Below are 15,110 nucleotides of genomic sequence, written 5' to 3'. Positions count from 1 at the left end.
TGCCGTTGTTGTCCGCTTTGGTGGTGCTTTCCGTTCAGCTTAATGCCGCACCCCTCACTAACACACGTCGAGCAATCCTTCACTATAATCAATAAAGCTTCTCTCATATGAGTGGATATTTTACCAACACAGCTCCTTTGGCAACGTATTTCTCCAAAGTATTTCTTATCGCAGACGCTTTGAAGGCGAGGGAGTTTAATGTCACCGTAACATTTTTTAGCATAGGAGGAGGATAGGATAACTAGCAAGTTTACTAGTTGATTGGAGTGGAAGGTGCGACATTCCTTCAGGAACAGCACGAGCTGAAAATCCATTTTTTGTGGCGGATGCTACAAAAATTAGTTGACGCAGTGCATGCGGAAAGGGAGCGCTTGGAACGGAAATCAACGCTTTACCAAAATTTAAGCAGCGGCAAATAGATATGCCGCTGCTTTTTTATACTGCTGGAATTCGTACAATTACTTTAAATAAATCTCCATCTACTTCTATACTCATACGCGCTCCGTGCAAATCAACAATAGATTGCGCAATGGCTAAACCTAAGCCTGAGCCTTCTGTATGACGCGATGCATCGGCTCGCTTAAAGCGTTCAAACAATTCATCAGCATTTTCGCTTATTTCATATTTCGCAACATTTTTCACCGTGAATTCAGCATCACCATTTGCCACTCTTTTTAACGTAACATAGACACGTGTACCTTCTAATGCATATTTCAATACATTGACGATTAAATTATCAATCAATCTCCACCATTTTTGCCCGTCCACATAAGCGTAAATCGGCTCATTCGGCATTGTCATACGCAAGTCTAAGCGTGCCTGTGATAAATCCTCCTCATGCTCTCCAACTGCTTGCTGTACAAGCTGTGTGACATCCACACGACTTCGATGGAGCTCAATATTGCCACTCGCCATTTTGGATACTTCAAACAAATCCTCGATTAGCACTTTTAAACGGTCTGATTTTTTATCGAGAATATGAATATACTGCTTACGCTCCTCTTCCGTAATATCTGGATTTTTCAATAAATCCGTATACGTAATGATTGAAGTTAAAGGCGTACGTAAATCATGGCTAACGTTTGTAATAAGCTCTGTTTTTAAGCGTTCACTCTTTGCCTGCTCATGCATTGATGTACGAACACCTTCACGTAAGTGATTAAGATTTTCGGCATGAGCTGCTAATGGGGATTTCCCCTTCACTTTTACATCTCGATTAAGTCGCCCTTCTGCCATATCCTTTGTATCTTTCATAATGCGATTTAAATAGCCCATTTTAAATAGGAAGACAACCATTGCTGGGATACCAACAATCCCACAGATGCCGAATACCATAACCGGAAATCCTCCGCCCATAGAAACACTCGCAACAAAACTACCACCACCAAAAAAGGCAGCTGCGACCATGACAATCGAGTTTAGTGCGATTGATCGATTTAAAAATAAATCAGTCATGGATTCTCCAATTCCCCATAAATAACTGTCTTGTGCATGTTCACTTAGCTTTTCAACAGTATTAACGCGACCATATAACCAAATAACTTGCACGAAAAACGCAACACCAATAATGATCAAAATCAATGCTTTAAAAGCAAAGTCAATTAAAAAACGCACATAATTGTATTGATACATATATTCAATTGCTTCAAATGCAGCATATGAAGAAAACCAATAGATACAACCTGTAATAAACAATATGACAATTTGGATATCAATGCGAAACTTCGCTAGAGATTCTTTTTCTTTTAGTGCCCCAATCGTTGGCAGCAATTCTTTCCGCCCTTTCCAAGCAAAGAATGCCGCGATAAGACTTGATATCCAAATCATAAAGAACATATATTGATTGCGTTTAAATCGGTCATAGCCTTCCATAATTGCTGCGGATTGGGCTGCTTTTTTAGAAATCGTAATCGTCCCAGTGTAATCAGTCATTTCATTTAATACGTCGGATTCGATGTATACATCTGAACCGTATAATAAATTACTTGAATTGTTACTAATACTTCCTGTTCTTATTGGCGGTTCTATATATGTTTTTTTGTATACATTACTGTCAGTAATATTTCCTGAACGATAGGTTTCACCATTTTCATCTGTTAATTCATAAGAAAAATAATTATAATTTTTTGCGAAATCTTTTGCTTCATCTTTTACAGATTTTATATATTTATCAATAAGCGCGCCCTTTTGCGCCACAATTTTCTTACGAACATATTCATCATCTTCAAAGTTTTTCGTAATATCTTTTATTTTGGCATCTTGCTCATTTTCAAGCTTTGTCTTTAAATCATTGGCATTATTATCAGCTGCTTCTTGAATACGAGACTCATATTGACTTTTTATATTGTCGATTTGCGTGCCGAGTGAGCCATAATAATTTCGATGTTCCTCAATTTCATTTTGCGAAACTGTAATCTTGCTCTTCAATTCCTCTGCGGTTGGTATATTTAACGCGAGCGGTCCTATTTCTGCTAGGAAATTGTCCAGTTCATGTTGAAATTTTTCAGATTGAAAATAAGATTTCCCTACATACTGATAACCAATTTTTGAAAATGTAAATACACCGAATATAAACCACGTTAAACAAATAATTGTAAGAAGAGGTTTCCAATTTTTCATCATGTTTTTAACGCTCCTCTAAAAAATTTTTTCAAAAAACTGTAGCATTTCGGAGGAGCGAGCATTGACCATTTGATAGGCATAAATACCGAAATAAATTAGACCGATTACACCTGCCACAAACCCTGCTATCGTGGCATACTTTTCTATTTTATTTTTCCATTTTATAGCCAACGCCCCACACCACCTTTAAGTAACGTGGATTTTTCGGATCCGCTTCAATTTTTTCCCGTATTTTTCGAATGTGGACTGCTACAATATTTTCTGCATTATAAGCTTCCTCATTCCAGACACGTTCATAAATTTCTCGAATCGAAAACACACGCCCTGCATTTTTCATTAATAATTCTGTAATTTTGTATTCAATGGGTGTTAAGCGAACTGGTTCGCCTTCTAACACTACTTCCTTGGCATCTTCATCTAGCACTAAACCATCAATTTCCACCTTCGCAACCCCGTCATGATACGTCCCAAGTTGTACATAACGACGCAATTGTGATTTAACACGCGCCAACAGCTCTAGTGGATGAAATGGCTTTGTTACGTAGTCATCTGCCCCAACAGATAACCCATGAATCTTGTCTCCATCTTCAGCTTTTGCACTAAGCATAATAATTGGAATATTGCGTTCTGCTCGTATTTTAAACGTTGCAGTGATACCATCCATATTGGGCATCATAATATCTAAAATAATCAAATGGACTTCATTGTTTTCCAGCTTTTCAATCGCTTCCACACCATCTGCTGCCTTAATAACATGATAGCCTTCATTTTTTAAGTAAATTTCAATACCATCACGAATATCTTGATCATCATCTGTTACAAGAACTGTTAACTTCGTCATGATATACACCTCGCTCTCAATTAATAGTGTACAGTTTAAATCTTAAAAACCAACTAGGATAAAAATGAAGAATTTCTTAAGCTTTTACCTATTGTTTATCCTTATTTATTTTTTCTTCCAGTCAATGTTAGAACCACAATTCCTCCAAGCAACATGGCTACACCTACCCAAGATGTTGAACTTAGATGTTCTCCAACTAGCAATACCCCGAGCATAGCGGCAGTCAATGGCTCTGCAAGTGACAACGTTACAGCAGAGGACGAGCTAATTTTCTGGAGCCCACTTAAAAATAATAAATACGCTATGCTTGTACACATAACGCCCATAAAAATCATTGTCCATAAATTTTGCATCTCTGCAAGCCAGCTAAAGCCACTACTGATGGAAAACGGTAATAACAATACTGCACAAATCGAAAATGTCATCGCCACTGCAGGCAATGCTTCCTGCTGCGCCATTAATTGTTTACTCATATTTGTGTACACGGCAAAAGATAATCCTGCACAAACGGCTAGCCCAACCCCGCCTAAATGAATAGCACGATCACCACTATTGATGAATAATAAAATACAACCTGTAATCGTCATGATTGTGGCAATACCCCATATTTTAGAGGGGCGTGTTTTCCAAAATAACCACTCTAGTACGCCTGAAAACATAGGAGCACTCCCAATTGTCACAACGGTTCCAATCGCTACACCTGTTAAACGGATGGAAGTAAAAAAAAGACCTTGGAATAAGGCAATACTTGCGGCCGCTAATATTGTCCATTTCCAGGACCATGTCCGAAAAGAGATTTTACGTAATAACACGGCTACGACAAATAATAACCCCCCTCCAATTGCTGAACGAATCGTCGCTACAGCGATGGGAGATACACCTTTATCTAAAAAAGTTTGTGCTGTCCCTGTCATTCCCCATAAAATAGCTGCTAGAAGAACAAAAAAATATGGATAGACCATTGCTTATCCCTCCTGCCTATAACACGATTACTACTAACTATACAGATTTATCCAAAATCAAACAATTCCCAATTTCCTTTCCTTACATTAATCCATCATTATGCTTTCCATTCGAGAGAAGGTATAATAGGTACATCAAAAGGAGCGACCGCTTATGTATAAAACTATTGAAGAAACAGCCATTGATCTTGGCATGCCAGAGGAGCAAGTACTACGACTTGTTTATGAAGGACGCATCCGTTCCATATATGATGGTCATCAATTACTAATTAACAGTGCACAATTTAGCATCTATTTTGAACAACTAGAACGGATAAAAGAAGAAATAGAAATTTGGCGTAACACACCCATTCCTGAAGATATTGACGTTAAAGATGAAGACTAAAGACTAAAAGTGCCAGTCACTCAAACAATTCAAAATTGTTTGAGTGACTGGCACCACATACTTAAATACTTACAACGAACCCAGCGCGTTTACCGATAATTTCAGCGTAGTCTTCCACCATCACGCTTGCTGTTGGATACATGCCTGCACCTGGTCCTACCAATGTTAATGTACCAATATAGTTTGTTTCTAGCGCAACCGCATTATTAACATCATCTACTGGATAAAGTGGATGCTCTTTATCTACTAGTTGTGGCCCGACTTTTGCCACCACTTTACCGTTCGCTAATTTCTCCACTTCGGCTACATGGCGATAACGTAAGCCTTTTTCACAAGCATCTTTCACCTGTTCAGCAGAGATACAGTCAATACCAATTACTTCAACATCAGCCCAATCTGGTTGTTCACCAAATGCTAAAGCACTTAAAATCATTAGCTTTTTAAAAGCATCTTGACCAGACACATCATTATAAGGATCTGCTTCTGCATACCCTAAGTTTTGTGCTTCTTTTAAGGCTTTCTCGAAGGACCAGCCTTGCGCACGCATTTTTGTTAAAATATAGTTTGAAGTGCCATTCAAAATACCTTGAATTCGACTCACATCATTTACAAGCAAAATATTTTTCATCGTTTTGATAACAGGCACACCACCTGCTGTAGTTGCTTCAAAGCCAACGAAAACACCATTTGCCTTTGCAAGCTCCTGTAACTCTAAGCCACGTTTGGCAAACATCACTTTGTTCGCTGTAATCACATGACATTTATGTTCAACCGCACGCTTTAAATAGCCAAATGCCGGCTCTTCATTGACAATCGCTTCGAATACAACTTGCATGCCAGGCTCTGCCAACACTTCATCCATACTCGTTGTCATTAAGTGAGCTGTGCCCGGAACACGTTCACGACTAGCATCCGTTACTAATATTTTTGCTACTTCTAACTCAATGCCTAATTTATGTTTTAGCTCTTCACGCTTTTCATTTAAAATATGATAAATCCCTTGACCTACAGTTCCAAATCCTAAGATCGCTGCCTTTATAGTTGCCATACTTGATTCCCTCCAACGTACATTTCTCCAGTTTTCTCTCTATATAAAGTTTGTGCCTACAAGCACATATTCAAATAATTCAAAATTTAACCTAAAGAAAATTGTAACGCAAATAAATCCATTGCACAAGAAAAATCTTTCTAGGATGGACATTTGTTTTCTCTAGGCGTGCAAAAGAAATCGGTTTCATTGCCTTTATTATACGTTTTTTTTATAAATCTATAATTTTTGAACAAATATTGACGATTCTTTTATAAAAAAAATGCCTTTCTTCTATTATATATGTACGAAGATACTACCTATAGAATGGCTGTCTTGAAAAGTCGAAATAAATTCAACAAATAACTTAGCACAACAAAAAGCTCATTCCCTATAGCAGTAGAGAATGAGCTAAAAAATATAAGGGAAAGTTAACTTGCTAGTAAAAATAATCGATAACGATATTGTGCTAAAGCTGATTGTACTAGTTTGATTTCTTCCTGTGTAAAGTTCGGTATGGCATATGTGCGCTCAATTAGTTGAAATGACCCATATTGTAAGTAATACTCTGTCGCAGGTAGCGCGATATGGTCTGTACCATGAACTTTATACTCTTCAAAAACTTCTTTTACAGTATAGCCTTCTTCTTTAGCATATACGATTTCTTCAAAAGCACTATGTCCAAAGGTTTGTTGCCATTTTGATTCAACTGTCGAAAGTAAGTATTGAATGGCCATATTATTTACAAAATGATGGCTTTCATTTAATTCATATATAAGATAAGCAGTTACATTTTGTGCACGATAAATATTTGCCATTGATAACACTCCTTTTTCGATCAGTTATGGAAAGCGAGAGTAGCTACTGGCTATGTAGCTACCCCCTTTCATGTATATATTCAAAAGTGGGGGAGCACTTATGAAAACAAGTTAGTTGTTTTCGCCTAATGAATGGCGGTGAAAGTTTAGTAACATCAACACTTTGTTCAAGGTTGGTAGCCTTTCGAACGTTTTACTTAATCCCTAGTATACAGCATGGCATTAACTAAGTCAACAATACTTATAAAATTACTAGGTATTATTTATAAAAAATTTCTGAAAACTCACCAAATGAGGTAAGGATTAATGTAGCAACGTTATACGCATTACCAAATGAGGCTTTTCGAATGAGAAAATACGTAAACGCTACAACATACATCTTTGTTTATCTAAATAGGTTATGCTTCTACTTTTTGTTCAGTAGTTGTTACTTGCGCAATAGCTTGTTCTAAATCTGCAATAATATCCTCAACTGCCTCTAAACCGATTGATAAGCGAATGAGCGACTCGGAAACGCCAGTTTGGATTAATTCCTCAGCAGATAACTGTTGATGAGTTGTAGACGCTGGGTGAATAATTAGTGATTTTGCATCGCCTACATTTGCTACGTGTGAAAATAATTTTACGCTGTCTATTAATTGACGGCCTGCTTCTCGTCCACCTTTAATGCCAAATGTAAGCACTGAACCGAAGCCATTTTTCAAATATTTCTTCGCTAAATCATGTGTAGCAAAATCTTCTAATCCATTATAGTTTACATACTCCACAGATGGGTGGTTACGTAAATATTCTGCAACTGCTAATGCATTTTCATTATGTTTAGGAATACGCAAATGAAGCGTTTCTAAACCTTGTAATAAGTTAAATGCAGCATCTGCACTTAATGTTGGTCCAAAATCACGTAGTAATTGCACGCGCAGTTTTGTGGCAAATGCAGCCGCTGCCGTATCAATACCGTATCGTAATCCATGATAAGATGCATCAGGTTCTGTAAATCCTGGGAATCTACCTTGAGTCCAATCAAATTTCCCCGCATCCACAACTACACCACCTAAAGTTGTACCGTGACCGCCAATCCATTTTGTCGCTGAGTGAACGACGATATCTGCACCGAAGTCGATTGGTGTTGAGCCATATGGTGAAGCAAAAGTGCTATCAATAATTAAAGGTAAACCGTTGTCATGTGCAATTGTAGCTACTGCCTCTACATCTAGCACTTTTAAGCTTGGGTTTCCGTAAATTTCAGCGAACACTGCTTTTGTCTTTTCATTAATGGCAGATCGGAAATTTTCAGGATTTGTTTCATCTACGAAAATTGTTTTAATACCGTAGTTTGGTAGTGTATTTGCTAATAAGTTATATGTTCCTCCGTATAAAGAACTTGCTGCTACGATTTCATCCCCTGCTCCTGAAAGATTTAAAATTGAAAATGCGATAGCTGCTGCACCTGATGAAAGTGCTACTGCTGCTGTACCGCCCTCCAATAAAGCGACGCGTTTTTCAAAAACATCTACAGTTGGGTTTGTAATACGTGTATAAATATTGCCCGCTTCTTCTAATGCGAAAAGACGTTGCGCATGAGCAGTGTCTTTAAATACGAAAGCTGTAGAACGGTACACCGGTACAGTTCGAGAGCCTGTCACTGGGTCTGGCTCTTGGCCACCGTGTAATAGTAAAGTTTCTGGTTTAAAATTCGACATGTTTTCTTCCTCCTAAATGGGTTTTTACGATGGTACCGGAGATGAGGAGGATTTATGTGAGAAAACAAAAACCCCCTTCAGTTAAGAAGAGGGTTGCGGTTGCAAGTTTTCCTCCCCTTATCTGCCAGATCCAAGTAAGAATCTGTAGGAATTAGCACCTTAGCAAGTTCGTCACTCACTGGTTGCCGGGCATCATAGGGCCTATCCCTCCGCCGCTCTTGATAAGAGTATGTGATTCAATTTCCATCGTTGTTACACAGTATAAACATAGACTTTTTTTCTGTCAACAGTAAAATTTATTTTTTTCTGAAACTTCTGTCTGCTCCTTTACGTAATAAGAACACATACACTATATAAAAATATAGTTTGAAAGGAGTATTTTTATGGTAAAAGCCATGATTATTTTTATTATTATTGGTTATCTAATCGGCTGTATTCATGGCTCTAAAGTGGCACAGTTTCTATCTGGAGTAGATTTAAAAAAGACTGGCCATGGCAATGCGGGTGCCTCAAACGCAACGCTTTCTCTTGGATGGAAATACGGCATATTAGTAGCACTTATTGATATAGGTAAAGGCGTTGCTGCCGTACTATGCGCACTTTACTACTTTACCTCCAATGCTTCACAATTTACTGAAGTACAAATGTGGTTATTAACCTATGCTATAGCTGCTAGTGTAATACTAGGTCATAACTTCCCGTTCCATATGGGCTTCAAAGGCGGCAAAGGAACTGCATCAATCATAGGCATATTGCTCGCTATTGATTGGAAAATTGCATTATTTGCACTTATGTTATTTGTCATTTTATCTTTAACAACAAATTATTTAATCATTGGTGTGCTTGTATTTTATATTGTTTTTTGTACAGCAACTTACTTATGGATACCTGGTATTGGACCAACAATGATTGCAATTGTTCTTTTTGGTATCGCGCTTATGTTGCATATTGAAAATATTAAACGGCTTATCCAAGGGACAGAGCCTAAAGTAACATCTGCCTTTAAAAAATAAACTTAAACAAATTAAAGCCTTGAGAGACAACAAACAAACTCTCAAGGCTTTTTTATATCATTATTTTGCAAATGATGGATCTTGCATTGTACCGTTCTTAGCTAAATTGACATGCCAAGAAAGCGCTTTTTCTAAAATATGTGGTGTATGGTGGCCGCCTGTTGCCTCGTTCGCTTCGTTAAAGTACGCCCATAATTGTTCCTTATAATCTGGATGCGCACAGTTTTCAATAATACGTCCTACACGCTCTTTCGGTGCTAAACCACGCAAGTCTGCAACACCTTGTTCTGTGACAATAATATCTACATCATGTTCTGTATGGTCTACATGCGAAACCATTGGTACGATACTAGAAATTTTACCGCCTTTTGCATACGATTTCGTCACAAAAATACCTAACCGTGCATTACGAGCAAAATCACCAGAACCACCAATCCCATTCATCATTCGTGTGCCAGAAACATGAGTTGAATTTACATTACCATAAATATCTAGCTCAAGCGCTGTATTTACAGAAATTAAACCGAGTCGACGGATAATTTCCGGATGATTAGAAATTTCCTGTGGACGTAATACTAATTTATCAGCATATTTTTCAAAATTTCCATAAACACGGTTTCCTACCTCTTCCGATAGGGTAATAGAAGTAGCAGATGCAAAGCTTACTTTTCCAGCATCCATTAATTCAAAAACAGCATCTTGCAGTACTTCTGAATAAACTTCTAAATTCTCAAACTCGGAATCTTTGAAACCTAGTAATACAGCATTTGCTACTGAGCCTACACCTGATTGTAACGGGCGTAAACTTGTTGTTAAACGACCTACTTTAATCTCTTCGCGCAGGAAGTTCAGCAAATGATTTGCCATAATATCTGTTTCTTCATCAGCTGGAACAATTGTTGATGGCGCATCTAAAATATCTGAAATAACAATACCTTTTACTTTGTCTAAGTCTAGTGGAATGCCAATTGTGCCAAGACGATCTGACGCATTTAGCATTGGAATTGGATCACGTTTACCTTGTGGTCCTGGTACAAAAATATCATGCACACCCTCTAATGCATCAAGCTGGGCTACGTTTAGCTCGATGATTACTTGATCTGCTTCTTGTACGAAAATCGGAGAGTTACCAACTGAAGTTGTAGGAATTAATAAGCCATCTTCTGTAATTGCAGCAGCTTCAATAATAGCAAAGTCAATCGGACCAATAATACCTTGGCGTACTAGTTCCGCATTATGTGATAAATGGGCATCAACATAAGTGACTTCTCCACTATTGATCATATTTCGGATACCTGGGTCTCCTTGGAAAGGACCACGTTTGCGAATTACACCCGCTTCGGCTAAGTATTGGTCGACTTCTGGTCCAAGTGATGCACCTGTATATACATCTACTTTGAAGCTTTCTGTTTTCGCTTTCTCCACAAGTGCAAGCGGTACCACTTTCACATCGCCTGCACGTGTAAATCCGCTCATACCAAGTACCATGCCGTCCTTAATCCAAGATGCTGCTTCTTCTGCTGTTACAACTTTGTTTCGTAACTGTTCATTACGAAGCTTTTTTGCTAACTTTTCATCCATTCCTTATTCCTCCATCCCACATTTAATTGCTTCAACTAGATTATTTGTCCTATACATCCGTACACCCACAAATGTCAAAATACAGTAGATAAATAATCTGTCGCCATACATAATTTTACACTAAAGAGAACATTTAAGCTATATCTAACAATATATTTTACTTTACGAGGTATTTTTGTCCTAGCTCAAATTATTTAAAAATAGTTTTTTATAAATGATTTTAAGTTTTTTTATTGAAGTTTATTCGATTTTAGCGAAAAAGCGTGATATGCTCTTGGTATATTTAAGGGGAAAAGGAGAATTTTTAAATGGTGAAAGAATTATTGCGTAACCACTCTTCAGTTCGTATTTACGATGGAAATCCTATTTCTAAAGAAATTATTGAAGATTTAATTGCCACAGCACAGATGGCGGCAACCTCTCACTTTGTACAAGCCTATAGCGTAATTTGGGTAACAGACGAAGCGAAAAAAGAACAGCTCGGTTTGCTCTCTGGCAATCCACGTCAATACGAAACTTCGGGTGGTGCTTTTGTCTTTTGTGTAGACTTTAAACGTCTGCAAATGGCTGGGAAATTAGAAGGTGTTGATATTGTGGCAGACTCGGCTGAAAATGTCCTCGTTGGTGTAGCAGATGTTTCGTTATTCGCACAAAACTTTGTGATTGCTGCTGAATCAATGGGCTATGGCATTTGCTATATTGGGGGTGTACGTAATAAGCCTGAGGAAATTAGCGAATTATTGAATCTACCAGATTATGTATTCCCATTGTTTGGTTTAACAATTGGCGTTCCTGCACGACGCAATGAAGTCAAACCTCGCTTACCAGTAGCTGCTGTCCTACATGAAAATGAGTACAATTGTGATAAATACGAGGAACTTTTACCAGCTTACAATGAAACAATGGAAGCTTATTACAATAGCCGCTCCTCCAATCGTAAAATTGATAACTGGACAAAGCAAATGGCTGATTTTTTAATTGAACAACGTCGTCCTTTCATCAATCGCTTCTTAGCACAGAAAGGTTTTAATTGGAAATAACTTTTTCTTTTGGAGTTACTATCGTATGATAATAACTCCACTTTTTTTATATTTTGAACCTTTTTTTATAGCTTATGTAGTATTTTTGTCTTGAATGGTCTGTTAAATTCAGGTACAAATTAAACGAAAAGACTCTTTCCTTTTCCTACCTTTTCATTAATATTAATAGAAGGACCCTATCTCGAAAGGAGTTATGCAAAAATGTCTTATGTTAATAAGCATCTTGCTCGTACCCTAGAACAACATATTGATATCAAACAATACAAAGAAGCTATTGCCTACGTCGATCAATTCGTTTCCTATACAACCATTTTAAATTTAAAATTTGTCACGAATACGCAGAACCTAGAAGTGGTTGTGCTACACGCACTTTTATTGGAGCATATTATAGAAAGTGAAACATCGTTCTCTTTCGAATATGAAACGAATTTGTTACATGGTTATATTCAAGAGATACTGGCATTAAATGATCATGCCTCTACACTTTTTACAAATCATAAAGAAAAAATGCACCGTTACATTGAAACGCAAACTACATAAAAAAGACGATCAAGCCAACAAAATTCATTGTGCTGATCGTCTTTTGTTTATTGTAACCCTTTAATAATTAGCGAGCGTACTGGTAAAAACTGTTCTCCTGTTTCACCATACGTAATAACTACTTCGTCACCTTCTTGTAAATAAATCGCAAGAGGCTCCGTCTCTGCACTTACTGAATAGTTTTCACCATTATTCAGTAAAAACGATACAATGGTAAAGTCACCTAGGCGTTCCTTATAAACGCGTAGTACTGTTCCACTTGCATTTTTCTCTTCTGCATTCGAACTACCTTCAACCGTACTTCCTCCACGACTAAGCGCTGTTTTATATAATTTCAACGCCTCTTTTGGTGTTGTTGCATAGGCTGAGATTTCAGGATTTGCAGCGGAAACGATAAAATAATTTTGTAAGAAGCCATTCGCATCGAGCACTGCTGTTAACCAACTTGCTTCCCCGTAAAAGTTATACAATACAGGCATTTCTCCTGCCCACTTCTTCTCAATAAATTTCTTTTCAATAATTTGTAGATTTCCTTGTGAATCCATATATGAAGCATCTTGATTTCCTGTATAATATGTCGCTTCACCAGTTCGTGCATTCGTTAATGAATAGCCCAGCATTGAATCCACGCCCTCTTTTGGACTCGTGAAGTCTGTGAAATAGTACATTTCGCCTTCCTCATTAAATATCGGACTTACATTCGATTCAGTCCCTTCATCAGAAGGTAATTTGACATCTTTTTTGCCAAACATACTATTCCAGTAACCATGAACATATTTTCCGTAATAGCTATTTTGTAAACTTACTGTCTCAGGTGAAACAGCTCCATCAATAAATGCTGGAACATCTGCTAATTTCACAATTTCAGATTTACCTGTTAATGCATCTACAAGGACAATCCCTTGTACATCAAAGCCATTTCGAGCAGATATAAACTCCCCGTAGGAACGGATATAGTACGGTTTACCGTCATCATCGATTTCCAGCTGAACATCCCCATAGAAAATAAGGAAAGGATGTTGCAAGCGCATATGACGCTCCAAATTAGCATTTAAATAGGCAGAAGGAACATATTTCATTTCCTGTGCGATAAATTTTGGGTTATCCGCTGAGTCTGTCGCACTCATTGTAAAATAACCAGGTGTCGTTTTGCCGTTCATCCATTTAAAGAAACCTGAAAATTCAACAGGTGCAATATAAACATATTCACCATTTACCTTTTGGATTTGTAAGCGTCCTAGTTCATAATAGCTTGTATTCGGTACTTGGCCGAAAGCTTTTTTCATTTTATTGCGGACGAATTTTGGTGGAACACTCGCTGGCGTTTGTGTTTCATCAAACGGCTTGATTTCAACCTCTTCTTTCATTTCCGCGGATTTGAATTTATCGTTAGCATTCCATAGCGGTGCGGACAATACATATACGCCGACGAATAAGCTTGCTAAAAATAAACCACCTTTAACTTTTCTTTCAATACCACTTGCAAGAAATGCACCACTCAACGTGAGTAGTATAATCACTGGCCAAAAGACAAGCCAGTTAACATCAATTTTTGTAACATATAGCGTAATACCTGATGCAATAAATCCTATAACAAAGACTCCGATAAAAAAGTAGCCAATTACTTTTTTCGATTGTCCATCTTCACGCTTTTTCGTTATTAACGGTGTTAATAATACACTCGCAATAATTGCAATGACTGCAGAAGCTATCAATAGCTTAGTCATTTCGTTCACCCTCTCCTCACTTACTGTCTTCTTATTTACGGTTACATACTAAAAAAGTTTCAAACATAAATTATACGGACACTTCTTCCCTTCTACTCTTCGGTAAAACAATTCTGAATAATACAGCTTAATGACGAATAAAGGATTTTAAGCATCGATAGAGAATTTCAAAGAAAAGGGGCTGAAAAATTTGGCGAAAAAATGGTTGTTAACGTGTATCATTGTGCTTGGTCTTTATTATATTTTTTTCTTCTCGCATATTGACCAAAATGTAAAACTGATATTCAAGGTCATACCGATGATTTTGATAATCTTTATGGCGATAACCCAAAAAGTACAATCGATTAAAAAATATCAACTATTCATTATTATAGGTCTAGTTTTTTGTATGATAGGAGACTACACATTACAATGGTTTCTTATTGGTCTTACAAGTTTCTTAATCGGTCATGTTTTTTATATCTTCGCCTTTTCAGGTACTAGTGAACAGCCAGTACCAACTTGGGCAAAAATCGGATTACTTCTATATGGTGCCGCAATGGCTATCTGGATTGCCAGTACCGTATTTAAATCCGGAGAAACCGTACTTACTTTTGCAGTTCTTGCTTATATTTCTATCATTTTAACGATGGGCTGGACGGCTATTCGTACAGGTTCTCCCTTTGCTATTATTGGCGCTTTATTATTTATCGCATCCGATTCCTATTTAGCGATTAATAAGTTTATCATGCCATTACCTTTTGCGCATGAGGTTATTATGATGACCTATTATAGTGCGCAAATACTTATTGCATTGAGCATCCTTCAATATTCCGAAATCCGAAGTAAAGTGGTACAATGAAAGTGCCTGGCAC

14 protein-coding genes and 1 riboswitch are annotated in these 15,110 nt (G+C 37.4%); of the genes, 5 read left to right on the top strand and 9 right to left on the bottom strand.

Annotated elements, in window-relative coordinates; all coding sequences use genetic code 11:
• Nucleotides 1-435: 435 nt before the first annotated feature.
• From I5435_RS01730 to I5435_RS01715, 4 genes are all read right to left on the bottom strand, one after another.
• Entirely contained in the window at nt 436-2,622 is a 2,187-nt protein-coding gene (locus tag I5435_RS01730) for a histidine kinase dimerization/phospho-acceptor domain-containing protein (RefSeq protein WP_337983128.1), read from the bottom strand.
• A gap of 15 nt (nt 2,623-2,637) precedes the next feature.
• A complete protein-coding gene (locus I5435_RS01725) occupies nt 2,638-2,793 on the bottom strand; it encodes a hypothetical protein (protein WP_162832719.1) in 156 nt (51 codons plus the stop codon).
• Nucleotides 2,771-3,463, bottom strand: coding sequence for a response regulator transcription factor (locus I5435_RS01720; protein ID WP_024362745.1), 693 nt, complete (start codon nt 3,461-3,463; stop codon nt 2,771-2,773). Before I5435_RS01720 ends, I5435_RS01725 begins: the two co-directional genes overlap by 23 nt.
• 101 nt (nt 3,464-3,564) lie before the next feature.
• Complete coding sequence (locus I5435_RS01715) at nt 3,565-4,425, bottom strand: DMT family transporter (protein ID WP_258841986.1); 861 nt, start codon at nt 4,423-4,425, stop codon at nt 3,565-3,567.
• 154 nt (nt 4,426-4,579) lie between these two features.
• Here I5435_RS01715 and I5435_RS01710 point away from each other — a divergent pair, with 154 nt between their 5' ends.
• Nucleotides 4,580-4,810, top strand: coding sequence for a MerR family transcriptional regulator (locus I5435_RS01710; protein WP_337983127.1), 231 nt, complete (start codon nt 4,580-4,582; stop codon nt 4,808-4,810).
• Between the two features lie 61 nt (nt 4,811-4,871).
• Here the strand turns inward: I5435_RS01710 and I5435_RS01705 are convergent, their stop codons facing one another.
• The 3 genes from I5435_RS01705 to I5435_RS01695 all read right to left on the bottom strand — a co-directional run bounded on the left by I5435_RS01705 (nt 4,872) and on the right by I5435_RS01695 (nt 8,355).
• A complete protein-coding gene (locus I5435_RS01705; RefSeq protein ID WP_024362742.1) occupies nt 4,872-5,858 on the bottom strand; it encodes a homoserine dehydrogenase in 987 nt (328 codons plus the stop codon).
• 410 nt (nt 5,859-6,268) lie between these two features.
• On the bottom strand, nt 6,269-6,655 hold the full coding sequence (locus I5435_RS01700; RefSeq protein WP_024362741.1) for a hypothetical protein: 387 nt from the start codon (nt 6,653-6,655) through the stop codon (nt 6,269-6,271).
• Nucleotides 6,656-7,053: 398 nt separating this feature from the next.
• Nucleotides 7,054-8,355: an O-acetylhomoserine aminocarboxypropyltransferase/cysteine synthase family protein gene (locus I5435_RS01695; protein ID WP_337983126.1), complete on the bottom strand. Its 1,302-nt coding sequence runs from the start codon at nt 8,353-8,355 to the stop codon at nt 7,054-7,056.
• A 114-nt stretch (nt 8,356-8,469) separates the two neighbouring features.
• Nucleotides 8,470-8,583, bottom strand: a riboswitch (SAM riboswitch).
• A gap of 155 nt (nt 8,584-8,738) precedes the next feature.
• Here I5435_RS01695 and I5435_RS01690 point away from each other — a divergent pair.
• Complete coding sequence (locus I5435_RS01690; protein ID WP_024362739.1) at nt 8,739-9,368, top strand: glycerol-3-phosphate acyltransferase; 630 nt, start codon at nt 8,739-8,741, stop codon at nt 9,366-9,368.
• Nucleotides 9,369-9,428: 60 nt separating this feature from the next.
• Here I5435_RS01690 and I5435_RS01685 read toward each other — a convergent pair whose 3' ends face one another.
• The gene (locus I5435_RS01685; protein WP_024362738.1) at nt 9,429-10,949 is read right to left on the bottom strand and encodes a succinyl-CoA:acetate CoA-transferase ScpC; all 1,521 of its coding nucleotides are present in this window, start codon (nt 10,947-10,949) and stop codon (nt 9,429-9,431) included.
• A gap of 308 nt (nt 10,950-11,257) precedes the next feature.
• Between I5435_RS01685 and chrR the strand changes: the two genes are divergently transcribed.
• Entirely contained in the window at nt 11,258-11,989 is a 732-nt protein-coding gene (chrR, locus tag I5435_RS01680) for a class II chromate reductase ChrR (protein WP_024362737.1), read from the top strand.
• A 201-nt stretch (nt 11,990-12,190) separates the two neighbouring features.
• Nucleotides 12,191-12,529 carry a hypothetical protein gene (locus I5435_RS01675; protein WP_337983125.1) on the top strand — a complete coding sequence of 113 codons (339 nt, stop codon included), beginning with the start codon at nt 12,191-12,193 and terminating at the stop codon, nt 12,527-12,529.
• Between the two features lie 47 nt (nt 12,530-12,576).
• On the opposite strand, the gene I5435_RS01670 is transcribed toward I5435_RS01675, so the two are convergent.
• The gene (locus I5435_RS01670; RefSeq protein ID WP_024362735.1) at nt 12,577-14,256 is read right to left on the bottom strand and encodes a hypothetical protein; all 1,680 of its coding nucleotides are present in this window, start codon (nt 14,254-14,256) and stop codon (nt 12,577-12,579) included.
• Between the two features lie 190 nt (nt 14,257-14,446).
• On the opposite strand from I5435_RS01670, the gene I5435_RS01665 reads away from it, so the two are divergent.
• Complete coding sequence (locus I5435_RS01665) at nt 14,447-15,097, top strand: lysoplasmalogenase (protein WP_337983124.1); 651 nt, start codon at nt 14,447-14,449, stop codon at nt 15,095-15,097.
• Nucleotides 15,098-15,110 lie beyond the last annotated feature (13 nt).

Source organism: Lysinibacillus sp. C5.1 (assembly GCF_016350185.1).
Taxonomy (GTDB): Bacteria; Bacillota; Bacilli; order Bacillales_A; family Planococcaceae; genus Lysinibacillus; species Lysinibacillus sphaericus.
Note: the sequence above shows the minus strand (reverse complement) of the source record. Positions and strands in the feature narration are given on the sequence as shown.

Coding starts and splice junctions, on each gene's coding strand:
- I5435_RS01730 (WP_337983128.1), bottom strand. CDS start 2,622: ATGATGAAAAATTGGAAACCTCTTCTTACAATTATTTGTTTAACGTGG.
- I5435_RS01720 (WP_024362745.1), bottom strand. CDS start 3,463: ATGACGAAGTTAACAGTTCTTGTAACAGATGATGATCAAGATATTCGT.
- I5435_RS01715 (WP_258841986.1), bottom strand. CDS start 4,425: ATGGTCTATCCATATTTTTTTGTTCTTCTAGCAGCTATTTTATGGGGA.
- I5435_RS01710 (WP_337983127.1), top strand. CDS start 4,580: ATGTATAAAACTATTGAAGAAACAGCCATTGATCTTGGCATGCCAGAG.
- I5435_RS01705 (WP_024362742.1), bottom strand. CDS start 5,858: ATGGCAACTATAAAGGCAGCGATCTTAGGATTTGGAACTGTAGGTCAA.
- I5435_RS01700 (WP_024362741.1), bottom strand. CDS start 6,655: ATGGCAAATATTTATCGTGCACAAAATGTAACTGCTTATCTTATATAT.
- I5435_RS01695 (WP_337983126.1), bottom strand. CDS start 8,355: ATGTCGAATTTTAAACCAGAAACTTTACTATTACACGGTGGCCAAGAG.
- I5435_RS01690 (WP_024362739.1), top strand. CDS start 8,739: ATGGTAAAAGCCATGATTATTTTTATTATTATTGGTTATCTAATCGGC.
- I5435_RS01685 (WP_024362738.1), bottom strand. CDS start 10,949: ATGGATGAAAAGTTAGCAAAAAAGCTTCGTAATGAACAGTTACGAAAC.
- chrR (WP_024362737.1), top strand. CDS start 11,258: ATGGTGAAAGAATTATTGCGTAACCACTCTTCAGTTCGTATTTACGAT.
- I5435_RS01675 (WP_337983125.1), top strand. CDS start 12,191: ATGTCTTATGTTAATAAGCATCTTGCTCGTACCCTAGAACAACATATT.
- I5435_RS01670 (WP_024362735.1), bottom strand. CDS start 14,256: ATGACTAAGCTATTGATAGCTTCTGCAGTCATTGCAATTATTGCGAGT.